Annotated in this window: 19 protein-coding genes; 7 read left to right on the top strand and 12 right to left on the bottom strand. The window is 49.1% G+C overall.

All coding sequences use genetic code 11. The features are described 5' to 3' along the window. Positions 1–6: 6 nt before the first annotated feature. Genes QUE61_RS03285 through QUE61_RS03260 form a run of 6 tightly spaced genes read left to right on the top strand, consistent with a single transcriptional unit; the run spans position 7 to position 6,375 of the window. The gene (locus tag QUE61_RS03285) at positions 7–900 is read left to right on the top strand and encodes an NAD(P)-dependent oxidoreductase (protein ID WP_286307627.1); all 894 of its coding nucleotides are present in this window, start codon (positions 7–9) and stop codon (positions 898–900) included. A gap of 6 nt (positions 901–906) precedes the next feature. Next, positions 907–2,424 (top strand): ArnT family glycosyltransferase, encoded by a 1,518-nt coding sequence (locus QUE61_RS03280; RefSeq protein WP_286307625.1) that lies wholly within the window; start codon positions 907–909, stop codon positions 2,422–2,424. Further along, positions 2,421–3,434, top strand: a complete 1,014-nt coding sequence (locus QUE61_RS03275; protein WP_286307623.1) for a lysylphosphatidylglycerol synthase transmembrane domain-containing protein — start codon at positions 2,421–2,423, stop codon at positions 3,432–3,434. Before QUE61_RS03280 ends, QUE61_RS03275 begins: the two co-directional genes overlap by 4 nt. A gap of 46 nt (positions 3,435–3,480) precedes the next feature. Next, positions 3,481–4,737 carry a glycosyltransferase family 9 protein gene (locus QUE61_RS03270; protein WP_286307622.1) on the top strand — a complete coding sequence of 419 codons (1,257 nt, stop codon included), beginning with the start codon at positions 3,481–3,483 and terminating at the stop codon, positions 4,735–4,737. A gap of 8 nt (positions 4,738–4,745) precedes the next feature. After that, entirely contained in the window at positions 4,746–5,519 is a 774-nt protein-coding gene (locus tag QUE61_RS03265) for a phosphatase PAP2 family protein (protein ID WP_286307620.1), read from the top strand. After that, complete coding sequence (locus tag QUE61_RS03260) at positions 5,512–6,375, top strand: 23S rRNA (adenine(2030)-N(6))-methyltransferase RlmJ (protein ID WP_286307617.1); 864 nt, start codon at positions 5,512–5,514, stop codon at positions 6,373–6,375. Before QUE61_RS03265 ends, QUE61_RS03260 begins: the two co-directional genes overlap by 8 nt. Here the strand turns inward: QUE61_RS03260 and QUE61_RS03255 are convergent. Genes QUE61_RS03255 through QUE61_RS03205 form a run of 11 tightly spaced genes read right to left on the bottom strand, consistent with a single transcriptional unit; the run spans position 6,359 to position 14,913 of the window. Further along, on the bottom strand, positions 6,359–7,009 hold the full coding sequence (locus QUE61_RS03255; RefSeq protein WP_286307616.1) for an SOUL family heme-binding protein: 651 nt from the start codon (positions 7,007–7,009) through the stop codon (positions 6,359–6,361). The genes QUE61_RS03260 and QUE61_RS03255 overlap by 17 nt on opposite strands. Continuing rightward, a complete protein-coding gene (locus tag QUE61_RS03250; RefSeq protein WP_286307615.1) occupies positions 7,003–7,947 on the bottom strand; it encodes an LD-carboxypeptidase in 945 nt (314 codons plus the stop codon). The genes QUE61_RS03255 and QUE61_RS03250 overlap by 7 nt, the downstream gene beginning before the upstream one ends. Then, on the bottom strand, positions 7,944–8,402 hold the full coding sequence (tadA, locus tag QUE61_RS03245) for a tRNA adenosine(34) deaminase TadA (RefSeq protein WP_286307613.1): 459 nt from the start codon (positions 8,400–8,402) through the stop codon (positions 7,944–7,946). Before tadA ends, QUE61_RS03250 begins: the two co-directional genes overlap by 4 nt. 6 nt (positions 8,403–8,408) lie before the next feature. Then, on the bottom strand, positions 8,409–8,867 hold the full coding sequence (locus QUE61_RS03240; RefSeq protein ID WP_286307611.1) for a 6-pyruvoyl trahydropterin synthase family protein: 459 nt from the start codon (positions 8,865–8,867) through the stop codon (positions 8,409–8,411). Further along, complete coding sequence (gene queE / locus QUE61_RS03235; RefSeq protein WP_286307609.1) at positions 8,867–9,520, bottom strand: 7-carboxy-7-deazaguanine synthase; 654 nt, start codon at positions 9,518–9,520, stop codon at positions 8,867–8,869. The genes QUE61_RS03240 and queE overlap by 1 nt, the downstream gene beginning before the upstream one ends. A gap of 9 nt (positions 9,521–9,529) precedes the next feature. Beyond that, on the bottom strand, positions 9,530–10,252 hold the full coding sequence (locus tag QUE61_RS03230; RefSeq protein ID WP_286307607.1) for a hypothetical protein: 723 nt from the start codon (positions 10,250–10,252) through the stop codon (positions 9,530–9,532). Positions 10,253–10,257: 5 nt separating this feature from the next. Beyond that, on the bottom strand, positions 10,258–10,956 hold the full coding sequence (locus QUE61_RS03225) for a hypothetical protein (protein WP_286307605.1): 699 nt from the start codon (positions 10,954–10,956) through the stop codon (positions 10,258–10,260). Positions 10,957–10,978: 22 nt separating this feature from the next. Continuing rightward, complete coding sequence (gene guaA, locus QUE61_RS03220; protein ID WP_286307603.1) at positions 10,979–12,586, bottom strand: glutamine-hydrolyzing GMP synthase; 1,608 nt, start codon at positions 12,584–12,586, stop codon at positions 10,979–10,981. Between the two features lie 19 nt (positions 12,587–12,605). Then, entirely contained in the window at positions 12,606–14,072 is a 1,467-nt protein-coding gene (gene guaB, locus QUE61_RS03215) for an IMP dehydrogenase (RefSeq protein ID WP_286307600.1), read from the bottom strand. 54 nt (positions 14,073–14,126) lie between these two features. Next, a complete protein-coding gene (locus tag QUE61_RS03210) occupies positions 14,127–14,489 on the bottom strand; it encodes an RnfH family protein (RefSeq protein ID WP_286307598.1) in 363 nt (120 codons plus the stop codon). After that, entirely contained in the window at positions 14,479–14,913 is a 435-nt protein-coding gene (locus tag QUE61_RS03205; protein ID WP_286307595.1) for a type II toxin-antitoxin system RatA family toxin, read from the bottom strand. The genes QUE61_RS03210 and QUE61_RS03205 overlap by 11 nt, the downstream gene beginning before the upstream one ends. Before the next feature lie 34 nt (positions 14,914–14,947). Here QUE61_RS03205 and smpB point away from each other — a divergent pair, with 34 nt between their 5' ends. Continuing rightward, positions 14,948–15,397: an SsrA-binding protein SmpB gene (gene smpB / locus QUE61_RS03200; protein ID WP_286224350.1), complete on the top strand. Its 450-nt coding sequence runs from the start codon at positions 14,948–14,950 to the stop codon at positions 15,395–15,397. A 201-nt stretch (positions 15,398–15,598) separates the two neighbouring features. Here smpB and ppsA read toward each other — a convergent pair whose 3' ends face one another. Beyond that, entirely contained in the window at positions 15,599–17,986 is a 2,388-nt protein-coding gene (gene ppsA, locus QUE61_RS03195; RefSeq protein ID WP_286307593.1) for a phosphoenolpyruvate synthase, read from the bottom strand. Positions 17,987–18,010: the final 24 nt, after the last annotated feature.

Genomic DNA, 18,010 nt, shown 5'->3' with positions numbered 1-18,010 from the left:
ACATTCATGAATTCTTCAATACCATCCTTACCAGCCATTGGTTTTATTGGCACTGGCATCATGGGCAAGAGTATGGCTTCGCACCTATTAAAGGCGGGCTATCCATTGCATCTTTTTAACCGCTCGCCCGAGAAAGCAGCGGCATTACTTGAGCAAGGTGCGATTTGGCATTCTTCCCCAAAAGAGTTAGCTGCTCAATGTGATGTGGTCATCACCATTATTGGTTATCCCAAAGATGTTGAGGAGGTTTATTTAGGAACGAATGGTATTTTGGCTGGCGCCAAGCCAAACTGTATTGCGATTGATATGACCACCTCGAGTCCGGCATTGGCTGTACGTATTGCACAACATGCTCGCGAGCGCCAAGTCTTTGTTCTGGATGCGCCTGTATCTGGTGGCGATATTGGCGCACGCGATGCACGTCTGTCGATCATGGTCGGTGGTGAGCCAAGCGCATACGAATGTGTTTTACCCATCCTCCAATGCATGGGCAATAACATTGCGCTACTGGGCCCTGCTGGATCTGGTCAACATGCCAAACTCTGTAATCAAATTGTGATTGCATCGACCATCATGGGGGTTTGTGAAGGTATTCGCTATGCCCAAGCGGCGGGGCTTGATGCCTCGGCGGTCCTCAAAGTCATTGGGAGCGGTGCAGCAGGTGGAACTCAGCTCAATGTGCAAGGGCCGCGCATGATCAAGGGTGACTTCGCCCCAGGGTTCATGGCTGAGCACTTTATGAAAGACATTGGTCTTGCAGTTGAATCTGCAGAGCAGATGGGACTTCATTTACCTGGCTTGGAGCAAGCAAAGCGTCTCTACCAACTAATGCTCGATGACGGGATGGCACGCGATGGCTATCACGCTCTTTACCAACTTTACATAGCTAACAAAGTCTGACGTTCTATGTCGACGCTAATTACCAAGCAAACACCCTACGCTTGGGCATTTATTCTGATTGCGATCGGCACAATTGTTCACTTAGTGTTGGGCTTTACAACCGAGCTATCGGTTGATGAGGCGCATTATGCCCTCTATGCAGATCGCCTTGCATGGAGCTATTTTGATCACCCACCACTGGTGGGGTGGATACAGTGGCCGCTGGTGGCGATCAATGCACCGGATGGTATTTTGCGTCTCATCCCGATTGTGCTGTGGATCATTTCCTGCGTAATGGTCTATCAGATTGCCGAGCAAATATGGAATCTCTATCATCCACAATCTGAGTCTCAGTCCGCCTCCCGTGCGGGATTGTTTGCAGTTGCTGTGATTGTTTTTGCTCCCCTACCGCATGTCCTTGCGGTGGGATTGGTGCCGGACTCCCTATTAACGCCTCTTGCCCTGGGTATTGTGTGGATGGCCCTGCGGTGGATTGTGCAGGATGGGCAATATCGTTTTAGCCAATGGATTCTGTTGGGAGTGTTATTCGGATTGGCCGGACTAAGTAAATACACAGCTGTTTTATACGCACTAGCATTTAGCGTTACTTGCTTGACCGTCCCACGGTGGAGCGCCTTGAGGGAACCAGGGTTTTATATTGCCATCCTGATTGCACTGCTTCTCATTAGCCCGGTAATTTTGTGGAATGCAACCCATGACTGGATCTCATTTCGATATCAAATGGATCATGGTGCCGGTGGTGAGTGGCAATGGCGCCGAGTGGCTGCCTTCATTGGAATTCAGATCGGCGTTTTTGGATTTCTGCCCCTGCTGGGCTCGTGGAGCGTGCTGCGCTGGTCATTAGCCCAGCCTTCCAAGAAGTTGGTGGCATTATTTATTTTCTTTGCCCTCCCCTTTGCAGTGTTTGCCGCCTTATCCGGAGGTGGCGGCTTACCGCACTGGACTACACCGGGATGGTTTTGCTTAGCCCCCTTAGCGGGTATTGGCCTGGCTGTTTGGTGGGAGCAAGGTAAGCGTTGGTTCATCAGTTTATTTTTGGCGATTCAAGGAACGCTGGTTGTGGTCGGACTAACACTCGTAATGACCGCTGGCTATCCGATTGCTAATCAGATGAAATCAAATCCATTAGCTGATTTATATGGTTGGCGTTCCGCATCCACACTTGCTAATCTTTTGGTGAAAGAACTCAAGGCAAGTGGTATTGCAGTCCAGAACTGGACCTTGGCAAGCCGAGTCGCTTGGTATGCAAGACCAACCTCTGTTTTTGTATTGGATGATCGATTTGATCAATTTGATCTATGGTTTGGGTCACTGCCCGAGGGATCGAATGTTATTTTGCTCAATTGGTCACAAATGTCCTTTAAGCCTCCGGTGGGGGAAGGCCAATTTCGGACCTGTCGCCCCTTGGATCGACTGAGCATTGGACATATGGGTGAAGCACTTAGCCAATTTGAGCTCAGTTACTGCCAGGGTTGGGGCGGAAAGGCAAACCCGCAGCGAGAGGCATTATCCTTACGCCCATGAGCGCCTCATGGAAAACCGTATTAAAGAAGAGTTGGCCCACGATTCGGATCATTCTGTCGATTGCTTTGTTATGGAAAGCAACGAGTGGGATTGATTGGAAAACCCTGTTTGAATCCGAGCTGCAACTACAAGCCCAATGGCTGATTGCTGGTGCGTTGTGCATCACTGCCGCCTTTGTTTGCGGTGGCTTGCGTTGGGGATTGTTCATGCGACGCGCAGGATTTCAGGGGAGTTTAGTGGGATACATTGGGCTGTATTTCTCGGGAGGCTTGATTAATCAAGGTTTACCCAGCACTTTAGGGGGCGATAGTTATCGAGCCATTGCTGGTACGCATTTAACCCGAAGCGGACAACTCGGTCAACAACACAAACTGACTGAAGAGCTATCTCACGCTGAAGAATTAGCAAAACAGAATCCCAAATTACGACTGGGATTTGCGATGACCCTCTTAGATCGCGTGGTCGGCCTCATGGGCAATAACATTTTGGGTGGGATTGGTTTGGTATTGGGTGGGGCTACCCTGGCCTCCTGGGGAACTGAATTAGGCTATTGGGTCTTGGCACTGATGCTGGGGGGCGGCGTTGTATTAGCCTTTGCGCTGACCTATCAACCATTAATGACCATGATTCGTTCGCTCTTAGCACGCTTTTCTTTGGATCATGCCTTATCTGGAATTCGGTTTGCCTTTGCGTGGCCAACGAATATTGGGCAGGCTATTTTTGCTGTCGGTATTCATTGTTTTAATATTCTGGCGCTTGGCTTTTGCTTAAAAGCCTATGGAGCGGATGTTCCCACCGAAGCTCTTATGATCGGTTTACCAGCCTTGAGTTTGCTATTAATGCTGCCCATTAGTATTTCTGGTTGGGGTCTGCGTGAGGCCACCTTGGCATCAGTGTTGGCCCTCTGGGGCGTGAGCCCATCATTGACTGTTTTAGGGTCAATTAGTTATGGGGCCATTACCCTGTTATGTGTTCTTCCAGGCGCCTATCAACTACTTAAACGGAAGTAGGCCCCGCTCAGCATAAAATACAGTCTTCGACTGTTAGGAAAATAGAATGGCAATCAGCGTTAACGCAATGCGAACCATTGATCACTGGGTGGGTGTCCCGCTTTGCGCTCTTGCCAGTCCAATTGTGGCTTTATTCGATTTGATTGCAAAACCATTCAGAAAATCAGGCCCGCCCAAGCGACTCCTATTTATTGAACTCTCTGAGATGGGTAGTGCAATTTTGGTGGACCCTGCCATGCGTAAAGCACAAGCAAATGGTGCAGAGATTTACTTCTTAATCTTCAAGAGCAATGCAGCAAGCTTGAGTTTGCTCAATACTGTAAATCCCAAGCATATTTTTACGATTGATTCATCGAGTCTTTGGAAATTAGCACTTGATACTCTGGGATTTTTAATCAAAGCCCGCGTTCATCGCATTGACACCGTGATTGATCTCGAGCTTTTCTCACGCTTTACTGCCCTATTGACTGGTTTATGCGGTGCAAGACGGCGGGTGGGGTACGATATTTTTCATGGTGAAGGTTTATGGCGTGGCACCATGCTGACACGCAAAGTGCACTACAACCCCCATATCCATATTGCCAAGAATTTTATTTCCTTGGTATACGCTGCCTTTGCTGAGCAGGAGGAGTTGCCATTTAGCAAAATTGCGATTACCGATGATGAAATTCGTCTCGCTAAGGCGGTCATCGATCCTAGTGTCAAACAAAACTTACAGATCCGGATTGAGAATTTAGCTCAGCAAGCCCTCATTCCATTCAAAGTGGGCCAGCAGCGCATCATTTTGATTAATCCAAATGCGAGTGATTTATTACCTCAACGGCGTTGGGCTCCTGAACGCTTCTCCGAACTCATTATGGCAGTTCATCAGCGCTATCCCGAAGACTTAATCCTAATTACCGGATCACCTGCAGAGCATACCTATGTTGAGGGTGTACGCTTGGCAGCCAACGTCAAGCGCGCTCTGAATTTTGCTGGCCATGTTCGTTTCTCTGAACTCCCTGCCCTCTATACGCTTGCGCATGCGATGGTGACCAATGATTCGGGTCCTGGGCATTTCTCATCCGTTACTGCGTTACATACGGTGGTGTTATTTGGACCAGAGACTCCGGCTCTATATGGCTCACTTGGTAAATCAATTCCGATTACCGCTAATCTCGCCTGCTCACCGTGCGTCAGTGCTGCTAACCATCGCAAGACACCCTGTCAGGATAATGTTTGCATGAAATCCATTTCGGTGTCCCAGGTGATGGAGCAGTTGGCCGTGCAAATTACTGCGGCTGATCGCGCCCACGCGTCATAAGGATGCCCATGTCGCTGGGTCGTGCTTGGGCGGTTCCACTTCTGCCACTCATCCTCTGGCTCGCCTTAGTATTAAGTGGGCGCGAAGTTGAACTCTTTTTGTGGATGAATCAAGCTGCTCAAGTTCTACCAAACTGGGTGTGGGCATGGTTTACATTCTTAGGCAATGGTTGGGGAGTATTTGCCTTGTGCTTTCCCCTGCTCATCATTGCTCCTCGGCAGCTCTGTGCCGCTCTACTCGCAGGCGGCTTTGCCGCCGTCATTAGCCTCATCTTAAAACCCTTGATTAATTTACCCAGGCCCGCTGGTGTGCTAGCCGAGAATAGTTTTACGATTTTGGGCAACCCTCTGCTTCAACATGCTCTACCCTCCGGTCATACCCTCACGGTGTTCTCGGTAGCGAGTGCTCTATTTTTTGTCACCAATCCAACGCGTCGTAATTTATTGCTGGTGTTATTTGTGATTGCCACTCTCACCGGTATCTCACGCAGTGCCGTTGGTGCCCACTGGCCGGGGGATATTTTGGTGGGATCCGCACTCGGTATCTGGTGTGGGCTGATTGCTAGTCGCCTCATGAATCATGTGAAGTATCAATACCTTACCCCAACTAGCCTCATTCCTCGGATCATTGCAGTAGCGGGGATCTTGGAGCTCTATATTTTGCAAACTACGGTTTTGGATTTTCCGCACAACCAACTTTTACAACACCTCGGTAGCGCGCTTGTCCTCATCACACTGCTGGTGTTTGTAATGCGCCAGAATAAACCGCAATCCAATGTTTAGTTACCGCCACGCATTTCATGCGGGTAATCATGCCGATGTTTTAAAACACGTGGTACTGATTCATAGCATGCAATATCTGCAAGAAAAAGATGCGGCAGTGATGTTTGTTGATACCCATGCTGGTGCTGGTATCTACTCATTACGCGATGGTTATGCGGCAATTAGCCAAGAATGCCAAGGCGGAATTGATCGTCTATGGGCAAGCCCTGAGTTTGATGAACCCGACTTTAAGTCGTATCGAGAGGCGATTAGCCATTTCAATCCCAAGGGGGCGCTGGATGCATATCCCGGCTCTCCATTTATCATGTCGCATCTCCTGCGCCCTCAAGATCGTCTCAGACTGTTTGAGCTGCACCCAAGTGATACTGGTATTTTGGAAACCAATATTGCAAGCTTAGGCAAGCGCTCCCAGATTGATATACGTCAACAGGATGGCTTTGTATTCTTAAAGTCCCTGTTACCACCACCAAGCCGGCGGGGCTTGATCCTAATGGATCCATCGTATGAGCTCAAGTCGGATTACCGAGCGGTTGAAGCGAGTGTGCGTGAGGCCTTAGACCGATTTGCAACTGGTACGTATCTCATTTGGTATCCCGTCTTACAACGCTCCGAATCCAACCAACTCGTCAAACGCTTACGCGCTTTATCTAAGGAGTTCGAACGTCCATGGTTAAGAGCCGAGCTGCGTATCGCTCATTTGGTTGGCGAGAGACGACTCCAAGCGAGCGGGGTATGGGTGATTAATCCAGTTTGGACCTTGGCGCCCTTTCTAGAAAGAACCTTACCGATCTTACAAAGGGTTTTGGGTGAAGATGCGGGTGCGACTTTTGACTTAGAAACTAGTAGTCCAGCATAACTTCATTGCGTCGCAGAAAGGGAATGCTCCAAGGCGGGTTGTAACGCGCCAATTGTGGCTCACCTAATGGGGTTAGATTCTTCGATTTCATCCAAGCCCTGAGTTCCTCAGTTTTCTCTTGTGTCTTTTCTTCTGAGTTAAACCCAGTAAAACTAATAACTGCCTTCCGCTGCGCCGGAATCTCCTTGAGCTTAACCTCAGGGCTTAGTGGTGTTGGTAGGGTGGCTAAGGTGTACTGACTAGGCATGACAAAGAACATACGCCATTGATTAGGGCCCGCTTGGTTTTCCATGGTGACTGGTGCGGTCATGGCAATCTTCTCACTGGCCGGCTCCATCGTGACTGGAACAGTCATTGCAATCTTTTCATTTGATTTGGCGTCGTCCAATCGATTGGCCTTGGTTTGATTTTTACCAAAAATATATCCAGCGATTAAGCGAAACCCCTTGCTTCCCGCATCACTCATATCCCCATCCACAGTGACCTCAGCGATGATCATGGGCGCATATTGGCGTAACTCAAATGGAGCAGCGCTTTCAATCACAGTGTATTTCGGTTCTTCGAGTGCCATGAGTGGTGTGGATACCAAAAAAATCAGGCTGGAGATAATTGCTTGTAATACACGTTTTACCATTTTCCTTCCAATACAAATCCTTTTAAACTCGCTTGTAGACTCACTTGAGCGCCAACGGGTAGCGTTAATTTATCGGTCACATGACCAAATGGCAGGCCTGTAAGAATCGGGATCTTCTTGGTCAAACGCTCCCGAATGTATCGAATCGCACTATCCAATTGATAACCACGATCGACTTCGTATAAACGGTATTGATTAAAGTGTCCCAAAATAATGGCTTGTTGACTAGCAAGTACACCAGCCTCATGCAGTTGCAAGAGCATTCGTTCAATGCGATAGGGATGTTCATTCACGTCTTCAAGGAATAGGATGCCACCCTGAATCTGCTTCGCATTCGGAAAATAGGCGGTTCCTAACAGAGTAGTGAGAATACTAAGATTACCGCCCCACAACATCCCCTGAATATTTTGGGAGAGATCGACTTCGCCAGCAAAGTGCTGAAGATCGGGTACCGCAACACTCATGCGGCGCGACTGAATCGCTGTTTGAAAGTGACGCCAGGTGAAAGCGCTTGGGGTCTGAGGCTCACCATACTCGTTCAGTGGTCCAAAATCATAATTCAGCATCGGCCCAGCCAAACTCATCGCGCCAGTTTTAGCAAGCAGTCCCATATGAAATCCCGTGAAATCACTATGCCCACAAATTTGCAAACCCTGTTTTACTGAAATTGCTATCTCTTTCCAGGCAATTGCATCAAGCAAGCGATGAAGTCCATAACCACCCCGAACCGCCATGACGACCTCGTTGGGATCAATTGTAGGAATCGCATTCATCTCCGCTAAACGCTCTTGGTCCGTCCCCGCAAAACGCTCAAATACTCGCTCAGTGCAGGCTGCGTTATGCACCATAACACCCTGCTCTTTAAGCCAGCGCAAGCCAGCTTCTGGACTACGCATATCAGGACTTGCGCCAGATGGAGCAATTAAATGAATCTTCATGAACGTCGTTGTTTAAAAAACTCTCTCAATAGGTTGCCACACTCATCCGCCAGAACACCGCCCTCAATGTTTGTTTGATGATTAATCGCTTTCAGGTCAAAGAGGTTGGCGACGCTACCGGCCATTCCTGTTTTGGGATCGGCCGCACCAAACACCACACGTTTGACTCTAGCATGAAGAATGGCTCCACAGCACATCGCGCAGGGTTCCAATGTTACATAAAGGGTTGATTGCGGAATACGGTAGTTCTCAAGCGATTTAGTTGCCTCCCGAATTGCCATCATCTCAGCATGAGCGCTGGGATCGTGCAAACTAATTGGCTGGTTGTAGCCTTGACCGATCACCTGATCGTCAAATACGAGGACCGCACCCACCGGAACCTCGTTACATGCTGCCGCCTTTTGAGCCTGCAAAATGGCAAGACGCATAAACGATTCGTCTTGTGGCGCTACCATTCGTCCTTAAGCCACTCGAACAGGATAATCAGCCCAGCAATTGGGGGTCTCGTAGAGCCGCACACTAAAGAGCGAAAGTTTTCCTTGGGTCTCGGCTGCAAAAATTGGTGCTAAACGATCAAAAGCAAACTTGACTAAGTTCTCAACGGTTGGCACATCATCCAATACGACGGTTTTATGGTTGGGCAGGCTTTTGAGGAAGTTCAGTAGTAAGGTGTCCTGCTTGGCAACCAAAAATGCATGATCCCAAGGCTCCACCAAATGGGTCAATGCAATTCGTTTGATATCACCAAAGTCAATCACCATGCCGTCATCTGCCTGGCCGCGACTTTCATGGACAGGGCCTTGAACGGTTAACTCAATTGCATAGCGATGGCCGTGCAAATGGCGGCATTGCCCACCATGATTGGGAATGCGATGACCCGCATCAAATTCAAGACGGCGTGTAATCGTGAGTTGCTGCATTACCGAATTCCAATCATTTTGTGGGTTTGCACACTTAAGCGCCATAGTGGGTGCTTTTGGCACAGTTGAACCGCAAAGGCTATATTGTCGCTTAGATTGGGGCCATCCATCGCTTGGATGTAACGGTGACGAAAGTCCATTGCTTCAAAGCGTTGCAAAACCGATTCAATCGGCTGGTGCCCTACTTGCGGAACGACTAACTTAATTTCATGAGCCTGCTTCACAATCAATTCAGCCCCCGCCTTAGGGCTTAAGCAAACCCAGTCAATCCCCTTGGGAACAGTAATCGTACCATTCGTTTCAATCGCAATTTCAAATTGCTTGGCATGCAAGGCGTTGATTAAGGGTTCATCGAGCTGCAATAACGGCTCTCCGCCGGTCATGACCACATAGCGATAACGATGGGTTCGCATCGAATCAATCCAGGCGTTTTCAATGGCCTGCGCAAGCTCTTCGGGGCTTGCGAACTTACCACCCCCAATGCCATCGGTTCCAACGAAGTCCGTGTCACAAAACTGGCAAATAGCGGATGATCGATCTTCCTCGCGCCCAGACCACAGATTACAACCTGCAAATCGGCAAAATACAGCGGCACGCCCGGCCTGGGCACCCTCACCTTGCAAAGTTGCAAAAATTTCTTTAACGGAGTACATAGGCGGCGCTTACTTCCACGCAATCAGTTCCCAGCGCAGATAGTCTTCTTTGATGGATTGCGACCAGCCAGTCATACCCAACCAGAGGTACTCACCAAAACTCTCACGTACCACCCAGCGCCCAATTTGTGGGACAAACCAAACTTGATCCCGGCGATTATTGACGTAGCGCATGAAGTCGTCGCTCTCAAAATAATCTGCGGTGTTCACATAATAGAGAGCATCAAACTCACCGGCCTGCGTTTTAATCCGATTCCAGGCATTTGCTTGAATGGTTAAGCCCCAATAAAAATCATTATCTGGGAATCCAACCACCTGATAGCGGGTCCGGTAAAAACCAGACCAGCCAGGCTTCATTTCTTGTGGCCAGAGTGGCACAACCTTAGTAAATCGTTGCGGTGGGGTCCAGTGGGGATCTTGCAAATTCATTCCCCAGGGCTCCTGAATCTCATCAGGTAACTTCCCTAGTTTTTTACCCTCTCTAGCAATTTGTACTTTGGGGCCCACTGACACCACGGTCTCGGTCAGAATATCAACCAACTCGCCATTAAAAACATTACGAACTTCATAGACCCACTGCTGCCCCACTGCAGGGGCTCGAACGACTGGGGTACGTTGAGGGGGCGCAATCTCGGTCTTTGGAATATGCGACACGGAACCCAAGCATGCGGTCAATAACAAACTAGCCGTAACCGTGACTGCGCTTCGCCACGAAAGGTATTTAAGTAACATCTGGACTACTTCCAGGAGCGCAGTTGCCAAGCTGTGCTGTTCTCAAGTAACACCGCACCAATTTGGCCCTGGATCTGATAGGAGCCAGAGGATTCACGTGCGACCCAACGACCAATTTCTGGAGCGAACCAAATAATCTCATGACGAATGCAATCTACCTTATTAGCATCATCACTCTGAAAATTAATCAGGTTCTGATAGCGCAAACAGGTGAACTCGCCCGCTGGAACCCTAAGCTTTTCCCAACCCGCGCAATACATATACTGCTGCCAACCAAAGGAGTTATCGGAATATCCCGCAATCGAATAGCGCGTTGTAAATTGTTTACTCCAATTGGCCTGCATTTGTTCAGGCCAAAGAGGAATCGCAGGACCATAATTCAGAATGCGACCCCAATGCGGATCGGTTGCAATTATCCCCCACGACGATTGAATCTCACTTGGAAGAGTTGCGCCATCTTGGTTGCTGCGAGAGATCGTGGCTCCTGGCCCGACAATCTCAACACGCTCGGTCACCACATCGAGCAACTTGCTGGAGAATGTATCAAACTTCAGATAGGTCCATTCCTGACCTATTTGGGGTGAACGCACACTGGGGATTTTTTTGGGAGCGGCGACTGGGATGCCGCGATCAAAGGTGGCGGTAGCGCAACCCAAAGGGGCTAAAGCAGCTGAACCAATGACCAGGCGACGTAGGGGGTTCATAGAAACTCCTTAAGACAAATAGCTATTCCCACTCGATTGTGGAGGGTGGTTTACCACTGATGTCAAAGACCACACGATTAATACCGCGCACCTCATTAATGATGCGATTCGATACCTTGCCAAGCAGTTCGTGTGGTAGATGCGCCCAATGCGCAGTCATAAAGTCTTGGGTTTGTACAGCACGAAGTGCGACGACGTATTCATAGGTGCGCCCATCCCCCATCACCCCAACCGATTTCACGGGCAGAAACACCGCAAATGCCTGACTCGTCAAAGCGTACCAGGATTGCTTAGTGCTTGGATCAATCGTATGACGAAGCTCTTCGATGAATATAGCGTCCGCTCTACGCAAAAGATCCGCAAACTCAGGTTTGACCTCTCCTAAAATTCGGACGCCCAGTCCCGGACCTGGGAAAGGATGGCGATCGACCATCTCTTTTGGCAAACCTAGTTCTTCACCCAAGGCTCGCACTTCATCTTTGAATAACTCCCGCAATGGCTCTAGAAGTTTAAGGTGCATATCTTCAGGCAGGCCGCCAACGTTGTGGTGACTCTTAATGGTATGGGCACTATTTTTACCCTGACCTGCCGACTCAATCACATCCGGATAAATCGTACCTTGGGCAAGCCACTTCGCATTTTTGATCTTGCCGGACTCGCGCTGAAATACCTCAACAAATTCTTTACCGATGATTTTGCGCTTTTGCTCCGGGTCGGTCACACCTTTTAACTGGGACAGGAACTCATGCGAGGCGTCCACATGAATCACTTTGACTCCCAAGTTTCGGGCGAACATATCCATCACCATCTTACCTTCGTGAAGGCGCAATAAGCCATGATCAACAAATACACACGTTAGCTGAGGGCCAATGGCCCGATGAATCAGGGCTGCAGCCACGCTGGAGTCCACACCACCCGACAGACCCAAAATAACTTCGTCGCTACCGACCTGCTCCTTGATCTTCGCTACTGCTTCAGCAATGTAATCACCCATCACCCAATCAGCTTGGCATTGGCAAATTCCATGCACAAAACGATTTAAGATCTCTTTGCCCTTAAGGGTGTGGGTTACCTCGGGATGAAATTGCAAACCATAAAAATGCTTCTCTTCGTTGGCCATCCCCGCAATTGGGCATGACGGCGTTGAGGCCATTAATTTAAAACCGGGTGGCAACTCGGTCACCGAGTCGCCATGACTCATCCACACTTTGAGAATTCCATGTCCCTCGTCTGTACGATGGTCTTCAATATCATTTAGCAAATCGGTGTGGCCACGGGCGCGTACCTCGGCATACCCAAACTCACGTGCTTTACCCAATGACTCTGCCGAGGCAACCTGACCACCCAGTTGGGCCGCCATCGTTTGCATACCGTAACAAATACCTAGAACCGGAACATTGAGTTGGAAAACAATTTCAGGGGCCCTGGGGCTATTGGGCTCTGTAACCGAACTTGGTCCACCTGAAAGAATGATTCCTTTACAGCGACCCTCTTGAACAAATGTTTTGATTCGTTCGGGATCCGAGTCATAAGGCCAGATCTCAGAATAGACTTTTGACTCCCGCACACGGCGGGCAATCAATTGAGTAACTTGTGAACCAAAATCAAGAATCAGAATCGTATCGTGCACAGTTTTGCCTAAGCGACTCTTAATCAACGTGGTAGTTAGGGGCTTCCTTCGTGATCTTCACATCATGGACATGCGACTCTCGCACACCTGCAGAAGTAATCTCCACAAAACCGGCCTTCTCATGTAATTCCGCAATGGTTTTGCAACCACAATAGCCCATCGACGAACGAATACCGCCACTCAGTTGATGCAAGATACTGAGGACGCTTCCTTTGTAAGGCACCTGCCCCTCAATCCCCTCGGGGACCAATTTCTCGGCATTGGCAGCACTAATGTCCTCTTGGAAGTAACGATCGGCTGCACCATCGGCCATGGCGCCTAAGGAACCCATGCCACGATAACTCTTATAGGATCGCCCTTGATATAAAAAGACTTCGCCAGGCGCCTCTTCTGTCCCAGCAAACATACCACCCATCATCACGCTATTAGCACCAGCTGCAAGGGCTTTTGCAACATCTCCAGAATAGCGCACACCACCATCCGCAATCAATGGAATACCGCTTCCCTTGAGCGCATTGGCAACATTCACCACGGCCGTAATTTGTGGAACTCCGACACCCGCCACGATGCGGGTGGTACAAATCGAACCTGGACCAATGCCGACTTTTACACCATCAGCGCCATGGTCCGCGAGCGCTTTTGCAGCGTCGCCAGTCGCAATATTGCCACCAATCACTTGCACCTGAGGGTAGTTTTTCTTGACCCACTTCACGCGATCGAGAACACCTTGACTATGGCCATGCGCGGTGTCGACCACAATGACATCAACGCCTGCCTTAACCAGCAGATCAACGCGTTCATCATTATCCGGGCCCACACCAACGGCAGCGCCAACGCGCAACTTTCCTTCGCCGTCTTTGGCAGCATTGGGATGCTCGGTGGCCTTCAAAATATCCTTAACAGTAACCAAGCCGCGTAACTCGAAGGCGTCGTTGACTACTAGTACGCGCTCTAAGCGATGCTTACTCATCAAGCGCTTAGCCTCTTCAAGACTTGCGCCCTCCTTCACGGTGATGAGGCGCTCACGCGGGGTCATCTTAGCTTTTACGCTCGCATCTAAGTCCTCTTCGAAACGAAGATCGCGATTGGTGATGATGCCAACCACTGTTTTTCCTTGAAGCACCGGGAACCCAGAAAAGCCATGCTCCCTCGATAAAGCAATGACCTGACGCACGGTCATTTCTGGAGGAATGGTAATGGGATCGCGCAGAACCCCTGACTCAAAGCGTTTTACCTTAGCTACCTCTTTAGCTTGCTCAGCAGGCTTTAGATTTTTGTGGATGATTCCGATACCACCTTCACTAGCCATGGCAATCGCGAGCCTTCCCTCAGTGACCGTATCCATCGCAGCTGATACCAAAGGAATATTGATCGTAATATCGCGAGTTAATTGGGTGACCAAACTGGTGTCACGAGGAAGGACGGCCGAATAGGCCGGCACAAGGAGCACGTCATCAAAGGTCAGTGCTTTTTGTATGAGTCGCATGCAAAACCCCTAGTCGCAAAATCCGATTATAAAGGTTCTGGGTCGAGGACTCCTTTACGGTCTGGGTTTTGCAGCTTGGCGGCGCAGGGCCTTAGCTTTTAGAAGGCTATCTTTATCCCGATTGGCCTTCTTTCGCCTGGCTAATTTAGGGTCAATGCGTAATGGTGCATAAAGCTCCAAACGGTCTCCGGCATAGAGCGGGCTATTCCAATCCTTGCGCTTACCAAATACACCATAACAGCCCTTACGACTAATTGCTGGATCATCTTGACCTGTAGCGATACCCAAGATTTGAAGCGCCCAACCCACCGTCGGCTTTGAGACATCCTTTAACGGAAGATAATGAATCTCTAGCGCTGGGGGATCCTGGCGTGCATCGCATACGAGTATTTCAATGGACTGGGCTTTAGTGGCCATACAGTTGCTCCGCACGTTTTACAAAGCAATCGACAAAGGTGCTGGCGATATAAGAGAACACCGGACCAATGATCTTATCCAAGATGGCACTTTTGAACTCCCAGTGCAAATTGAACTCAATCTTGCATGCATCATCACGCAAGGGAATGAAACGCCACTGGCCAGTGAACTTTTTAAACGGGCCGTCAACAAATTGCATATCAATTGAATCAGGGCGATGATTGGTATTCCGTGTGTGGAAGAATTGTTCAATCCCTTTAAAGTGGATCTTGATTTTGGCATCGAGCACCGTCTCGGTTTGCTCATAAATATCCACACCGCCGCACCAGGGTAAAAACTCTGGATAGCGCGCAACATCCGTTACTAGGCTGTACATGCGGTCAGAGGATTGACCAATCAAAACCGTCTTATTGACGTCTGCCATAATGAAACCGTGGAACCTATAAAAACTCTAAACCATGAGTATCGTTGATAACAAAAAAGCGTTCTTTGATTATTTTATTGAAGAACGCTATGAAGCGGGCCTTGTCCTCGAAGGGTGGGAGGTTAAGGCAATTCGTGCTGGGCGTGCGCAAATTAAAGAAGCGTATGTCGTGGTGCGCAATGCTGAAATTTATTTGATTGGTTCTCACATCAGCCCACTCTCCTCGACATCGACTCATATTCATGCTGACCCCACCCGAACCCGCAAGCTCCTCTTAAATGAGAGCGAGATTCGGAAATTGATCGGCAAGGTTGAGCAGCGAGGCTATACCTTGGTCCCCCTCAATTTGCACTTCTCAAAAGGCCGAGTCAAATGTGAAATTGGGCTTGCCCGCGGTAAGAAACAACACGACAAGCGCGAGGCCAGTAAAGAGCGAGACTGGGAGCGAGAAAAGGCTAGAATCGTTCGCGGTCAACTCTCCTGAATCTTTATTTGCACCATTTAGGTGCATATTTCCATCAAAAAAGGTGTGATGAAAGTACTACCATTTATCGTCCTCAAAACGGCTTGGCACCCTACCTATCCACAAATCGAATTGCATAGCTTACGGCCAAGTAAAACGACCAAGAAGTAAATAAATAAGGCGGGTCTTGCCCGCCCCTTATTGGTCTTGTTGGATACGAAGCTACGTTCCGTTCTTGGCCAAAAACTCCCAGGTTTGTACGACACTATCTGGGTTGAGTGAGATTGAGGTAATTCCTTTTTTGACTAGCCACTTGGCAAAGTCTGGGTGGTCCGATGGGCCCTGTCCACAAATGCCAACATACTTTCCTTGTTTGACGCAGGCATCAATCGAGCGCTCAATCATGAACTCCACAGCAGGATCGCGCTCATCGAAATCAATTGCTAAGAGCTCCATGCCAGAGTCGCGATCAAGCCCCAAAGTTAATTGGGTCATGTCGTTTGAACCGATTGAGAAACCATCAAAGAACTCCAGGAATTGATCGGCCAGAATGGCATTCGATGGAATCTCGCACATCATGATCAATTTCAGGCCATTCACTCCACGTTGCAAACCAAACTTGGCCATCATGTCAATCACACGCTTTGCCTGAGCAATGGTTCGCACAAACGGAACCATGATCTCCACATTATCCAAGCCCATTTCCTCGCGTACCCGCTTCATCGCGGCGCATTCGAGGGCAAAGGCTTCCCCAAAATCCTCCGACACATACCGCGATGCTCCCCGAAAACCGAGCATGGGGTTTTCTTCATCTGGCTCGTAGCGCGATCCACCAATCAACTTCTTATACTCATTGGACTTAAAGTCCGACAAGCGCACAATCACTGGCTTGGGATAAAAAGCCGCTGCAATCGTTGCGACCCCTTCGACCAATTTATCCTCATAGAACGCTCGAGGACTTGAATAGCCGCGCGCCACACTCTCCACTGCCCGCTTTAGATCAGCATCAATATTGGGATACTCCAACACAGCGCGTGGATGCACGCCAATGTAGTTATTGATAATGAATTCCAAGCGAGCTAAGCCAACACCTGCATTCGGCAGTTGGCAGAAATCAAACGCCAACTGAGGGTTACCGATGTTCATGGTGATCTTGACTGGTATCTCTGGCAGAACACCGCGCTTCACCTCAGTAACCTCGGTTTCAATCAGGCCATCATAAATACGTCCTTCATCACCCTCAGCGCATGAAACGGTAACTACCGCACCATCTTGTAAGACATCGGTTGCATTACTGCAACCAACAACCGCAGGAACACCAAGTTCACGCGCAATGATGGCCGCATGGCAGGTTCTTCCACCTCGATTAGTAACAATCGCCGAGGCACGCTTCATCACGGGCTCCCAATTTGGATCGGTCATATCGGCTACTAACACATCGCCAGGCTGAACCCGATCCATTTCGCTCGCATCTCGAATCACGCGCACTGGGCCACCGCCAATTTTTTGACCAATGGCTCGGCCAGTAGTGATGACTTTTGAATTTCCCTTTAAGCGATAACGCAGCTCCACTTGATCGGCCGCTTGGCTCTTTACGGTCTCTGGACGCGCTTGAAGGATGTAGATCTTGCCATCCACACCGTCTTTGCCCCATTCAATATCCATGGGTCGACCATAGTGCTTCTCAATAATGACCGCATACTTCGCAAGTTCTGTGACATCTTCATCGCTAATTGAGAAACGATTGCGCTCTTCGGGGGCTATCTCAACGGTTTGCACTCGCTCTGAAGAACCTTGAGGAGCAAATTGCATCTGAATTAATTTCGATCCCAATGACTTTCGAATGATGGCTTTTTTACCTTTGGCTAGGGTTTCTTTAAAGACATAAAACTCATCGGGGTTGACTGCGCCCTGCACCACGGTCTCGCCCAAACCATAGCTTGAGGTAATAAAGACCACCCCAGGAAAACCAGACTCGGTATCGAGCGTGAACATCACGCCTGCTGCTCCAAGGTCTGAGCGCACCATGCGTTGCACACCCGCAGAAAGCGCCACATCGGCATGGGCAAATCCTTTGTGGACGCGATAGGAAATCGCTCGATCGTTATACAGGGATGCAAACACTTCACGAATCTTTTTTAATACATCATCAATGCCCGATACGTTCAAAAAGGTTTCTTGCTGACCTGCAAATGAAGCGTCAGGTAGGTCCTCAGCCGTTGCCGAAGAGCGGACCGCAAACGATCCTTTGCCGGATGCATCGAGTTTTTGAAAAGCTGCCCGTATATCGGCTTCTAACTGAGGTTGAAAAGCGGCTCCTTCGATCCACGCACGAATCTGCGCACCCGCTTCTGCCAAAGCGCGAACATCATCCACATTGAGCTTAGCAAGCCGTTCTGAAATCTTTTGATCCAGTTGATTATGTTTTAAGAAATCCCGAAATGCGATCGATGTGGTGGCAAAACCGGTTGGAACACGCACCCCTGCAGATGCCAATTGTGAAATCATTTCACCCAGTGAGGAATTTTTACCACCTACCGATTCAACATCGCCAACACGCAGCTCCTCAAAAGGCAAAACATAGGCGTTTTGCTTATTTTGCATAGACATAAAGACTCTCGTAAAGTTAAAAAA

It is taken from the genome of Polynucleobacter sp. HIN5 (genome assembly GCF_030297555.1).
GTDB lineage: Bacteria > Pseudomonadota > Gammaproteobacteria > Burkholderiales > Burkholderiaceae > Polynucleobacter.
Note: the sequence above shows the minus strand (reverse complement) of the source record. Positions and strands in the feature narration are given on the sequence as shown.